Source organism: Brooklawnia sp., assembly GCF_049651565.1.
GTDB lineage: Bacteria > Actinomycetota > Actinomycetes > Propionibacteriales > Propionibacteriaceae > Brooklawnia.
Genome location: NZ_JBASCI010000210.1, coordinates 24814 through 36070, shown reverse-complemented (window position 1 = coordinate 36070; position 11257 = coordinate 24814). Strand labels below are relative to the sequence as shown.

The 11257-nt window shown below is 67.2% G+C and carries 13 protein-coding genes; 1 reads left to right on the top strand and 12 read right to left on the bottom strand.

Features of this window, described 5'->3' with window-relative positions:
- From rpsC to gltX, 9 genes are all read right to left on the bottom strand, one after another.
- Positions 1–658 (bottom strand): 30S ribosomal protein S3 (rpsC, locus tag WBL05_RS09930; RefSeq protein ID WP_424225589.1); only part of this gene is annotated, 658 nt, incomplete at its 3' end.
- Positions 659–660: 2 nt separating this feature from the next.
- On the bottom strand, positions 661–1122 hold the full coding sequence (gene rplV, locus WBL05_RS09925) for a 50S ribosomal protein L22 (protein ID WP_424225588.1): 462 nt from the start codon (positions 1120–1122) through the stop codon (positions 661–663).
- 28 nt (positions 1123–1150) lie between these two features.
- Complete coding sequence (rpsS, locus tag WBL05_RS09920; protein WP_424225587.1) at positions 1151–1432, bottom strand: 30S ribosomal protein S19; 282 nt, start codon at positions 1430–1432, stop codon at positions 1151–1153.
- A 15-nt stretch (positions 1433–1447) separates the two neighbouring features.
- Complete coding sequence (rplB, locus tag WBL05_RS09915; protein WP_424225585.1) at positions 1448–2284, bottom strand: 50S ribosomal protein L2; 837 nt, start codon at positions 2282–2284, stop codon at positions 1448–1450.
- A 20-nt stretch (positions 2285–2304) separates the two neighbouring features.
- Positions 2305–2604 carry a 50S ribosomal protein L23 gene (gene rplW / locus WBL05_RS09910; protein ID WP_424225583.1) on the bottom strand — a complete coding sequence of 100 codons (300 nt, stop codon included), beginning with the start codon at positions 2602–2604 and terminating at the stop codon, positions 2305–2307.
- The gene (rplD, locus tag WBL05_RS09905; RefSeq protein ID WP_424225582.1) at positions 2601–3335 is read right to left on the bottom strand and encodes a 50S ribosomal protein L4; all 735 of its coding nucleotides are present in this window, start codon (positions 3333–3335) and stop codon (positions 2601–2603) included. Before rplD ends, rplW begins: the two co-directional genes overlap by 4 nt.
- On the bottom strand, positions 3332–3991 hold the full coding sequence (gene rplC / locus WBL05_RS09900; protein WP_424225581.1) for a 50S ribosomal protein L3: 660 nt from the start codon (positions 3989–3991) through the stop codon (positions 3332–3334). Before rplC ends, rplD begins: the two co-directional genes overlap by 4 nt.
- 10 nt (positions 3992–4001) lie before the next feature.
- Complete coding sequence (rpsJ, locus tag WBL05_RS09895; protein WP_016668002.1) at positions 4002–4313, bottom strand: 30S ribosomal protein S10; 312 nt, start codon at positions 4311–4313, stop codon at positions 4002–4004.
- A gap of 485 nt (positions 4314–4798) precedes the next feature.
- Positions 4799–6385 (bottom strand): glutamate--tRNA ligase, encoded by a 1587-nt coding sequence (gene gltX, locus WBL05_RS09890; protein WP_424225580.1) that lies wholly within the window; start codon positions 6383–6385, stop codon positions 4799–4801.
- Positions 6386–6482: 97 nt separating this feature from the next.
- On the opposite strand from gltX, the gene WBL05_RS09885 reads away from it, so the two are divergent.
- Positions 6483–6944: a CBS domain-containing protein gene (locus tag WBL05_RS09885; RefSeq protein ID WP_424225578.1), complete on the top strand. Its 462-nt coding sequence runs from the start codon at positions 6483–6485 to the stop codon at positions 6942–6944.
- Here the strand turns inward: WBL05_RS09885 and WBL05_RS09880 are convergent.
- The 3 genes from WBL05_RS09880 to fusA form a co-directional block, all read right to left on the bottom strand.
- Positions 6931–7452: a DUF4112 domain-containing protein gene (locus WBL05_RS09880; protein WP_424225576.1), complete on the bottom strand. Its 522-nt coding sequence runs from the start codon at positions 7450–7452 to the stop codon at positions 6931–6933. The two genes, WBL05_RS09885 and WBL05_RS09880, sit on opposite strands and share 14 nt — an antisense overlap.
- A gap of 290 nt (positions 7453–7742) precedes the next feature.
- Positions 7743–8933, bottom strand: coding sequence for an elongation factor Tu (tuf, locus tag WBL05_RS09875; protein ID WP_424225574.1), 1191 nt, complete (start codon positions 8931–8933; stop codon positions 7743–7745).
- A gap of 213 nt (positions 8934–9146) precedes the next feature.
- On the bottom strand, positions 9147–11246 hold the full coding sequence (gene fusA, locus WBL05_RS09870; protein ID WP_424225572.1) for an elongation factor G: 2100 nt from the start codon (positions 11244–11246) through the stop codon (positions 9147–9149).
- Positions 11247–11257 lie beyond the last annotated feature (11 nt).

The following is an 11257-nucleotide window of genomic DNA, read 5'->3' as shown; positions in this document are numbered from 1 at the left end:
GGCCTGCCTTCTGTGCGGCGCGCTCGGCGCGCGTGCCGACGACGTCTCCCTTGTAGATCCACACCTTCACACCGATCCGGCCGAAGGTGGTGCGGGCCTCGTAGAAGCCGTAGTCGATGTCGGCGCGCAGGGTGTGCAGCGGGACGCGTCCGTCGCGGTAGCCCTCGGATCGGCTCATCTCGGCGCCACCCAGACGACCCGAGCACTTCACCCGGATGCCCTGGGCACCGGCCCGCATGGCGGTCTGCTGCGCCTTGCGCATGGCCCGCCGGAACGCGACGCGGGCGCCGAGCTGCTCGGCAATGCCCTGCGCGACCAGCTGGGCGTCGGTCTCGGGGTTGCGGACCTCGAGGATGTTGAGCTGGATCTGCTTGCCGGTGAGCTTCTCCAGTTCGGCCCGGATTCGTTCCGCCTCGGTGCCGCTGCGGCCGATCACGATGCCGGGACGCGCCGCGTGCAGGTAGATGGTCACCCGCTCGCTGCGCCGCTCGATCTCTATCGAGCTGATGCCGGCCCGCTCCAGGTTCTTGCGCAGGTACTGGCGGATCTTGTCGTCCTCGCCCACGTACTCGGCGTACTGCTTGTCGGCGTACCAGCGGGCTCGGTGGTCGGTGGTCACGCCCAGCCGGAAGCCAATCGGGTTGATCTTCTGTCCCATGCTCAGGCCTCCTTCTGCTCGTCGGTCTTCTTGGCGCCGGACTTCTGGGCCGGCCTAGTCCTTGGTACCGGGGCCTCGGCGCGTGGCTCCACGACCACGGTGATGTGGCTGGCCCGCTTGTAGATGCGGCTGGCCGAGCCCTTCGCCCGCGGCCGGATGCGGCGCATGGTGACGCCCTCGTCCACGAACGCCTGCGAGATGTACAGGTCGTCGGCCCGCAGCGAATCGGTGTTCTCGGCGTTGGCGACGGCGGAGGCGATCACTTTGTAGACCGGCTCGCTGGCTGCCTGCGGGGCGAACTTGAGGGTGTTCAGGGCGTCGGTGACGTCCATCCCGCGCACCAGGTCAATCACCCGGCGCACCTTCATCGGGCTCATCCGCACGTGGCGTGCAATGGCGTACGAGCCAGGCCGATCCCCGAGCAGGGCAAGGCGACGGCTGGGTCGCTCGTTGTTGATGCTCATAGTCGAATCAGTTCCTTGTCTGCTCAGCTCAGCGCCGGCGGCTCTTCTTGTCGTCCTTCACATGGCCCCGGAAGGTGCGCGTCGGCGCGAACTCCCCGAGCTTGTGGCCGATCATCGACTCGGTGATGAACACCGGGACGTGCTTGCGTCCGTCATGCACGGCGATGGTGTGGCCGATCATGTCCGGCACGATCATCGAGCGGCGCGACCAGGTCTTGATCACGTTCTTGCTGCCCTTCTCGTTCTGGGCATCGACCTTCTTGGCCAGGTGCTCGTCGACGAACGGGCCCTTCTTCAGGCTGCGTGGCATCTTTCAGGCTCCCAATCAGCGCTTCTTGCCGGACTTGCGGCGACGGACGATCATCTTGTTGCTGGCCTTGTTCTTGTCGCGAGTGCGGCCCTCGGGCTTGCCCCACGGGGTGACCGGGTGGCGGCCACCGGAGGTGCGACCCTCGCCACCGCCGTGCGGGTGGTCGTGCGGGTTCATCACGACACCGCGGACCGAGGGGCGGACGCCCTTCCAGCGCATCCGGCCTGCCTTGCCCCAGTGGATGTTGGACTGCTCGGCGTTGCCGACTCCACCGACGGTGGCGCGGCAGCGGACGTCGACCATTCGCATCTCACCCGACGGCATCCGCAGGGTGGCCATTCTTCCCTCGCGGGCGACCAGCTGGATCTCGGCGCCGGCCGAACGGGCCATCTTGGCGCCACCGCCGGGTCGCAGCTCGACCGCGTGCACCGTGGTACCGACCGGGATGTTGCGCAACGGCAGGTTGTTGCCCGGCTTGATGTCGGACCCGACACCAGAGACCACCGTCATGCCGGGCTTCAGGCCGGTCGGGGCGATGATGTAACGCTTCTCGCCGTCGGCGTAGTGCAGCAGGGCGATGCGGGCGGTGCGGTTCGGGTCGTACTCGATGTGCGCCACCCTGGCCGGCACGCCGTCCTTGTCGTAGCGCTTGAAGTCGATCATCCGGTAGGCCTGCTTGTGGCCGCCGCCGATGTGCCGGGTGGTGATCCGGCCCTGGTTGTTCCGACCGCCGGTCTTGGTCTTCGGCGCCACCAGTGACTTCTCCGGGGTCGAGCGAGTGACTTCGGCGAAGTCGGAGACGCTCGCACCACGGCGACCTGGTGTGGTCGGCTTGTACTTGCGAATTGCCATCTGTCTCGTCGTTCCTTGTCTCAGGCCTGGAAGATGTCGATCCGGTCACCAGCGGCGACGCTGATGATCGCGCGCTTGGTGTTGGGGCGCCGGCCCATGCCGTAGCGGGTACGACGGGTCTTGCCCTGCCGGGTGAGGGTGTGGACGGAGATCACCTTGACGCCGAAGACCTGCTCGACCGCGATCTTGATCTCGGTCTTGTTGGCCCGCGGGTCGACGATGAAGGTGTACTTGTTCTCGTCGAGAAGGCTGTAGCTCTTCTCGGAGACGACCGGCGCGAGCAGGATGTCGCGGGGGTCGCGGATCTTGGTCTCGCTCACTTGTCGTCCTCCTGGTCCTCGATGGCGGCGGCCTCAGTCTCGGTCGCAGCCGCCTCGGCCTCCGACTCGGTGGCGGTCGCCTTGACTGACTTGCCCCTGGCGGGGCCGGCGACGAACGCCTCCAGCGCGGCCTGGGTGAAGACCACGGCGTCCGAAACCACGACGTCGTAGGCGTTCAACTGGTCGGCGGCAATGACGTGGACGCCTGGCAGGTTGCGCAGACTGAGCCAACCGGTGGCATCGTCACGGTCGAGCACCACCAGGTAGCGGGTGAAGTCACCCAACCCGGCCAGCCGGCTCGCGGCCTGCTTGGTCGAAGGGGCCTCGCCCGCCACGACCTGGTCGATCACGAACAGCAGTCCCTCCCGGGCCCGGTCGCTCAGTGCGCCACGCAGGGCGGCGGCGATCATCTTCTTCGGGGTGCGCTGGGCGTAGCTGCGCGGCTGGGGCCCATGGGCCACGCCGCCGCCGGTCCACTGCGGGGAACGCCGCGACCCGTGGCGGGCCCGGCCAGTGCCCTTCTGGCGCCACGGCTTGGCGCCACCGCCGCGGACATCGCCGCGGGTCTTGGTGGCGTGGGTGCCCTGGCGGCCGGCGGCCTGCTGGGCCACCACGACCTGGTGGAGCAGCGGGACGGTGGTGTCGGCGTCGAAGATCTCGGCCGGGAGTTCGGCGGTGCCGGACTTGCTGCCCTTGGCGTCCAGCACGTCAACCTTCAAAGTCTCACTCACTTGGCCGCACCCTTCTTGGCGGCGTTGCGGATCACCACGAGCGAACCCTTGTTACCGGGGACGGCGCCCTTGACCAGCAGCAGACCCTTGTCGGCGTCCACCGAGTGAACGGTCAGGTTCTGGACGGTCACCTTGTCGACACCCATCCGCCCAGCCATCCGCAGACCCTTGAAGACCTTGCCCGGGGTGGCGCAGCCACCGATGGAGCCGGGGGCGCGGTGCTTGCGGTGCACACCGTGGCTGGCCCGCAGACCGGCGAAGCCGTGCCGCTTGACCACACCGGCGGTGCCCTTGCCCTTGCTGATGCCGGTCACATCGACGACGTCGCCGTCGGCGAAGACGTCGGCGGCCAGTTCCTGACCGATGGTGTACTCGGAAGCCGCCGAGGTGCGCAGTTCGACCAGGTGCTTGCGCGGGGTCACGCCGGCCTTGTCGAAGTGGCCGGCGGCGGGCCTGGTCACCGACTTGGCGCGGATCGCACCGAACCCGAGCTGGACGGCCGAGTAACCGTCGGTCTCGGGGGTGCGCACCTGGGTGACGACGCAGGGGCCGGCCTGGATGACGGTGACCGGGATGATTCGGTTGTTCTCGTCCCATACCTGGGTCATGCCGAGCTTGGTGCCCAGCAGACCCTTCACATTACGTTCGTTACTCATGTCAGCGGCCTCACGGAAGCTTGATCTCGATGTCGACACCAGCCGGCAGGTCGAGTCGCATCAGCGAGTCAACCGTCTTGGGGGTCGGGTCGAGGATGTCGATGAGCCGCTTGTGGGTGCGCATCTCGAAGTGCTCGCGGCTGTCCTTGTACTTGTGCGGGGAGCGAATGACGCACCACACATTCTTCTCGGTCGGCAGCGGCACTGGGCCGGCCACCTTGGCACCCGTCCGGGTGACGGTGTCGACGATCTTGCGCGCCGACGAGTCGATGACCTCATGGTCATAGGCCCGAAGCCTGATGCGGATCTTTTGTCCCGCCACGGTTGTTCCTTCTACTCGTCCCTGCTACGTCTGTAACCGGATGGTTCGGCGCGACAGGCCCGCTGGACCGCTCCGGAAAGTGCCCGAATCGGCGTCCAAAAGTGCTTGTCAATGCCGCGTTGCTCGACCCCCGTGGTCGGGCGTGTCGCGCACGGTCCACCGCACCAGATCCAAACCCTCTGTTCAGATGCCTACCAGCCCGCCGCGGCCACCTCGCGGTGTCCTGCAGAGCTGTGGGCAGCGCCCACATCGACTGGGTGCGGCTCCCGGAACGGACTCACTCGACCGCCAGCAGCCTGCTCCGGAACCCGTGCCCACCCGACCGACCTCGGCGGTTCAACCGCCTATTCGCGACGTGCGCACACTGGCCCCAAAGGAGCAACCTGCCAATCATGACATGGCGCGACCGATCGGTTCAAATCGACGGGGCCACGGATGTAGGAGATGTCTGTGGGGGTGCTGCCCCCGATTACCGACGGCCGGCCTCACAGCTGCGAGTGCAGCCGGGCGATGCGGACCAGCGACGATTCGCGCCCCAGAATCTCCATCGACTCGAACAGCGGTGGCGAGACCTGGTCGCCAGTGATCGCCACCCGGACTGGCGCGAAGGCGAACTTCGGCTTCAACCCCATGTCGTCCACCAGCGCCGCCCGCAGGGCTGCCTGGATGTCGTCGCTGGTCCAGTCGGACAGGTCGGTCAGCGCCCGTGTCGCGGCGTCCAGCACCTGGACTGCGTCAGGGCGTAGCTTGGCCACGGCGGCCGTCTCGATGACCAGCTCGGCGTCCGGGGTGAACAGGAACTCGATCTTCGGCAACGCGTCCGCCAACGTGACCAGCCGTTCGGCGATCAGCGGCGTGGCCGCGCGCACGATCTGGCGACCGTTCGGCGGCACCTCGGCCCACTGGCCACTGGTCAGCGCGTAGTCGACGATCCGGTCGGCCAGTTCGTCGGCCGGCAGCGCCCGGATGTAGACGCCGTTCAGCCAGTCCAGCTTCCTGGTGTCGAAGATGGGCCCGACGGTGCTGACCTTGGACCAGCTGAAGTCGGCGACGAACTGCTCGAAGCTGGTGACCTCCTGCTCACCCTCGGCCGGTGGGTAGGCAAGCAGTTGGAGGAAGTTGCGCAAGGCTTCGGGCAGGTAGCCCTGCTCGCGGAACCACAGCAGCCGGGCAGCCGGGTTCTTGCGCTTGGAGATCTTCGACTTGTCGGCGTTGCGCAGCAACGGCATGTGCGCATACTGCGGTTCATCCCAACCGAACCATCGGTACAGCAGCCGATGCTTGGGGGTGGAGCTGATCCACTCCTCGCCTCGCACTACCGTGGTGATGTCCATCAGGTGGTCGTCAACTACCGCCGCCAGGTGGTAGGTCGGGAAGCCATCCGCCTTCAGGATGACCTGGTCGTCCGGCATCGGGGCGCGCACCTGCCCTCGGATCAGGTCCTCGAACGACAGCTCGACATCGTCGGGAATCAGCATCCGCACCACCGGGGTCTGGCTGAACCCGGGCAGCTCGGCGCGCTGCTCTCGGGTCAGGCCCAGGCAAAGCCGGTCGTAGCCGGTGTCGGCCTGCTTGGTGGCCTGCTGCTCGGCGCGCATCTGCGCCAGCCGCTCGCCGGAGCACCAGCAGTAGTAGGCGTGGCCGGCCTCGATCAGCTGGTCGACGTAGGGCCGGTAGGTGTCCAGCCGTTCGGACTGCCGGTACGGCGCATACGGTCCGCCGACCTCCGGGCTCTCGTCGGCGTCCAGGCCGAGCCAGCGTAGCGAGTCGTAGATCTGCTGCTCGGAGCCGACCACCTGCCGGGCCTGGTCGGTGTCCTCGATCCGCAGCACGAACTGCCCGCCGGTCAGGACCGCCCAAGCCTTGTCGAACAACGCCATGTAGGCGGTACCGACGTGGGGGTCACCGGTGGGGCTGGGCGCGACTCGGGTGCGGGCTGGAGCGTTCACGATCGCCCAGCCTACCGGGCCGGCGTCCCGACCCCATTGCGGACGCCGCCAGCGGCCTTCGGTGGCCTGCATCTGGGCCCACTCCCCGCGCACACCCACCTCCCCCACGCGCGCCTCCCCCACGCGCGCCTCCCCCGCGCGCGCCCACTCCCCCCGCGTCCACCAGCGCATCTGGCCGCTTTGCGCCCCATCGGGGGGCCTGCGGCACTAACGTGTGGGCATGCGAGTCCATGACGTACTGAAGCGCAAGGGCCACGACGTTGTCACGATCACTCCGGACGCCACGGTGGCTGACCTGCTGAAGCTGCTCAACGAGTACAAGATCGGCTCGGTCGTCGTCGTGGACGGCGATCGGATCGTGGGCCTGGTCGCGGAGCGCGACATCGTGGCCCAGCTGGCCTCCACCGAGGATGACATCCGCCGGCTGCCCGTCCGCCAGTTGATGGAGTCGGAGGTGCGGGTCTGCTCACTGGACGACGACACCGCCGACCTGGCCGCGGTGATGACCGAATACCGCGTCCGTCACCTGCCGGTCGCCGACGAGAACGGCCGGCTGCTCGCCATCGTCAGCATCGGCGACGTGGTCAAGGCTCGCCTGGGCACCCTGACCGACGAACGCAACCACCTGATCAACTACGTGCAGCAGGAGCCGCCGAAGGGACGGGTCATCAGCGGGGAGTGATCAGCTGCCACAACAGCCACAGGCTCCACAGCAACGCGGCCAGCAAGACCGCGAGTATGCCCACCACCATGCTGACCGCGACGATCAGGTAGACCACTGAACGTTGCCTGGTGCGCTGCCGGTCGTTGATGCTGCGCTGCAGCAGGCGAAGGTTCTTGCGGTTGGCCCGGTGGGCAACGTCGAACAGGTCACCCAGACCCGGGATCAGCCCGAGCAGCGCGTCCGCGCCGAGGTTGACGCCCATTCTGGCCAGGACCGGCAACGGCACCCGGTTCCGGACGGCATCGCCCAGGATCACCGCTGCCACCGTCGTGGTGGTGGCGTCCCCGATGCCGGGAATCAACCCGACCACCCCATCGAGACCGACGCCGACGTCGGTGCCGGGGATGCGCACCAGATCGTCCAGCACCAGTGCCAGCGACTTGCTGGCCCGCGAGACCCCTGGCTGCGCGTCGAGGACGGCAGTCGGTTCGACCACCGGGGCGTCGACCACAGGTTCGGGCTCCATGCCTCAACGGTATTCGGCTGGCAAAGAACCCTGGAGGTGGGCAGTAACCGTCGTGCCGCACCGACAATGCACGCTGATCGCCCCGAACGCGGGCAGTATGCGTCGAGCAGGCCCGAAAATGCACGTCCTGGCGATGCCGAGCGCTGCAGCCGAGCCCAGAGCCGGCGGCGAGCCCAGCGGCTGGAGCGCCGAACCGTGCCCGACGAGCCTCCGAGCGCGCTCCCGAACACAAAAACGCGCTGCCCGCCCCCTCAGCTGGGGACGGGCAGCGCGTCAGTTGCTTCAGCAGGTCACTTGATGATCTTGGTGACCCGGCCGGCGCCGACGGTGTGGCCGCCCTCGCGGATCGCGAACTTGAGGCCCTCCTCCATGGCGATCGGCTTCTGCAGCACGACGTTCATGTCGGTGTTGTCGCCAGGCATGACCATCTCGGTGCCCTCGGGCAACGAGACGGTGCCGGTCACGTCGGTGGTGCGGAAGTAGAACTGCGGGCTGTAGTTCGAGAAGAACGGCTTATGACGGCCGCCCTCTTCCTTGGTCAGCACGTAGACGTTGCCCTGGAACTCGGTGTGCGGCTTGGTGCTGCCGGGCTTCACGACGACCATGCCGCGCTCGACATCTTCCTTCTTGGTGCCGCGGAGCAGAAGACCGACGTTGTCACCGGCCTGGCCCTCGTCCAGGATCTTGCGGAACATCTCGACACCGGTGACGGTGGTGGTCTGGGTCGGGGCCAGGCCCACGATCTCGACCGACTCGCCGGTCTTGACCATGCCGCGCTCGATGCGGCCGGTCACCACGGTGCCACGACCGGTGATGGTGAAGACGTCCTCAACAGGCATCAGGAACGGCTTGTCAACCTCGCGGACCGGCTGCGGGATGTACTCGTCCACGGCGTCCATCAGCTCGAGGATGGACTGGCTCCACTTGGGGTCGCCGTTCATGGCGGGGAACGCGGCCACCCGGACGACCGGGCAGTTGTCGCCGTCGAACTCCTGGTCGGACAGGGCCTCGCGGACCTCCATCTCGACGAGCTCGATGAGCTCCTCGTCGTCAACCATGTCGCACTTGTTGAGCGCAACCACGATCGCCGGGACGCCGACCTGGCGGGCCAGCAGGATGTGCTCGCGGGTCTGGGCCATCGGGCCATCGGTCGCCGCAACCACCAGGATCGCGCCGTCCATCTGGGCGGCACCGGTGATCATGTTCTTGACGTAGTCGGCGTGGCCGGGGCAGTCAACGTGCGCGTAGTGGCGCTTCTCGGTCTGGTACTCGACGTGGGAGATCGAGATCGTGATACCGCGCTGACGCTCTTCGGGTGCCTTGTCAATCTGGTCGAACGCGGAGACCGCGTTGAGCTCGGGGTACTTCTCGTGCAGCACCTTGGTGATCGCCGCCGTCAGCGTGGTCTTGCCGTGGTCGACGTGGCCGATGGTGCCGATGTTGCAGTGCGGCTTGGTCCGCTCGAACTTGGCCTTTGCCACTTGGGCTCCTTCTGGTTTGTCGCCACGCTGGTTGCGTGGCACACCTGGTTTGGCAGCTGCGGGTGTTCCCGCAGCTCAGTTGTCCTGCTCACAGGCTGGTCAGGACCCGCGGGCATCACCCACGAACCTTACCAATTCTCGTCCGGTCTTTGCCGAGAGTCAAACCGTCGGCAACACGGCGGGACAGACGAGAACCCGCCGTGTCCGCGCGGTTCACAACTCGCCGCGAGCCTTGGCCACGATCTCGTCGGCGATGTTCTTGGGCACCTCGCCATAGGAGTGGAACTCCATCGCGTAGGTGGCCTGACCCGAGGTCTTCGAACGCAGGTCGCCGACGTAGCCGAACATCTCGGCCAGCGGCACCAGCGCGTGCACCACCCGGCTTCCGTGCTTCTCCTCCATCGACTGCACCTGGCCGCGCCTTGAGTTGAGGTCGCCGATCACCGTGCCGAGGAAGTCGTCCGGGGTGGTCACCTCGACCGCCATCAACGGCTCCAGCAGCGCCGGGTCCGCCTTGCGGGCGGCCTCCTTGAACGCCATCGAACCGGCGATCTTGAACGCCAGCTCGGAGGAGTCGACGTCGTGGTAGGCACCGTCGTTCAGGGTCACCTTGATGTCCTCGACCGGGTAGCCGGCCAGCACACCGAACTGCATGGCCTCCTGGATGCCGTTGTCGACAGCCGGGATGTACTCCTTGGGGATGCGTCCACCGGTGACGGCATTGACGAACTCGTAGCCGGCGCCCGGCTCGGCCGGCTCCAGGCTGATGATGACCTTGCCGTACTGGCCGGAGCCACCAGACTGCTTCTTGTGGGTGTACTCGACGTTCTGCACCGGCCGGCGCAGGGTCTCGCGGTAGGCGACCTGCGGCTTGCCAATGTTGGCCTCGACGTGGAATTCGCGCCTCATCCGGTCGATCAGCACCTCCAGGTGCAGCTCGCCCATACCGGCGATGATGGTCTGGCCGGTCTCCTCGTCGGTGTGCACCCGGAAGGTCGGATCCTCCTCGGCCAGCCGCTGGATGGCGGTGCCGAGCTTCTCCTGGTCGGCCTTCGACTTCGGCTCGATGGCCTGCTCGATGACCGGGTTGGGGAAGTCCATCGACTCCAGCACGACCGGGTCGGCCGGATCGCACAGGGTGTCCCCGGTGCCGGTCTGCTTGAGGCCCATCACCGCACAGATGTTGCCGGCCGGGATGAACGGCACCTCCTGCCGCTTGTTGGAGTGCATCTGGTAGATCTTGCCGATGCGCTCCTTCTTGCCGGTGACCGCGTTGAGCACCTGGGTGCCGGCCTGCAGGACGCCTGAGTAGACCCGCACGTAGGTCAGCTTGCCCAGGTGCGGGTCGGCGGCGATCTTGAACGCCAGCGCCGCCAGCGGCTCGTCCTTGTCGGGGTGTCGCTCGATGGTCACCGACTCATCGCCCGGCTTGAAGCCCTCGATGGCCGGGACGTCCACCGGGGCCGGCAGGTAGTCGACCACGGCGTCCAGCAGCGGCTGGATGCCCTTGTTCTTGAACGAGGTGCCGCAGACCACGGCGGTGTAGGCATTGGCCAGCACGCCCCGGCGGATGCCCGCCTTGAGCTGCTCCACGGTCGGCTCGACGCCCTCCAGATACAGTTCCATCAACTCGTCGTCGTGTTCCGACACGGCTTCGACCAGCTCGGCGCGGGCCGCCTCGGCGGCGTCCTTCATGTCGGCCGGGATCTCCTCGACCTCGTAGTCGGCGCCCAGCGTGGTCTCCCCGCGGTAGGTCTTGGCGACCATCTCGACCAGGTCGACCACACCGATGAACTTGGTCTCGGCGCCGATCGGCAGCTGCAGCTTGACCGGGGTGGTCTGCAGGCGGTTGCGGATGGTGCCGACCACGAAGTCGAACGAGGCGCCGGTGCGGTCAAGCTTGTTGACGTAGCAGATCCGCGGGACGCCGTACTTGCTGGCCTGCCGCCAGACGGTCATCGACTGCGGCTCCACGCCGGCGACGCCGTCGAAGACGGCCACCGCACCGTCCAGCACCCGGAGCGACCGCTCCACCTCGACGGTGAAGTCGACGTGCCCGGGGGTGTCGATGATGTTGATCTGGTAGCCCTTCCAGAAGCAGGTGGTGGCCGCCGAGGTGATCGTGATGCCGCGCTCCTGCTCCTGCTCCATCCAGTCCATCGTCGCAGCGCCGTCGTGCACCTCACCGATCTTGTGGGTAATGCCGGTGTAGTACAGAATGCGCTCGGTCGTGGTGGTCTTGCCGGCATCGATGTGCGCCATGATGCCGATGTTGCGCACCTTCTTGAGGTCGGTTTGCAGGTCGAGGGCCACGGGATCCCCTA

Bases quoted from the DNA above. Each gene is read 5' to 3' on its own strand.
- rplV (WP_424225588.1), bottom strand. From the start codon at position 1,122: ATGAGCATCAACAACGAGCGACCCAGCCGTCGCCTTGCCCTGCTCGGG.
- rpsS (WP_424225587.1), bottom strand. From the start codon at position 1,432: ATGCCACGCAGCCTGAAGAAGGGCCCGTTCGTCGACGAGCACCTGGCC.
- rplB (WP_424225585.1), bottom strand. From the start codon at position 2,284: ATGGCAATTCGCAAGTACAAGCCGACCACACCAGGTCGCCGTGGTGCG.
- rplC (WP_424225581.1), bottom strand. From the start codon at position 3,991: ATGAGTAACGAACGTAATGTGAAGGGTCTGCTGGGCACCAAGCTCGGC.
- WBL05_RS09885 (WP_424225578.1), top strand. From the start codon at position 6,483: ATGCGAGTCCATGACGTACTGAAGCGCAAGGGCCACGACGTTGTCACG.
- WBL05_RS09880 (WP_424225576.1), bottom strand. From the start codon at position 7,452: ATGGAGCCCGAACCTGTGGTCGACGCCCCGGTGGTCGAACCGACTGCC.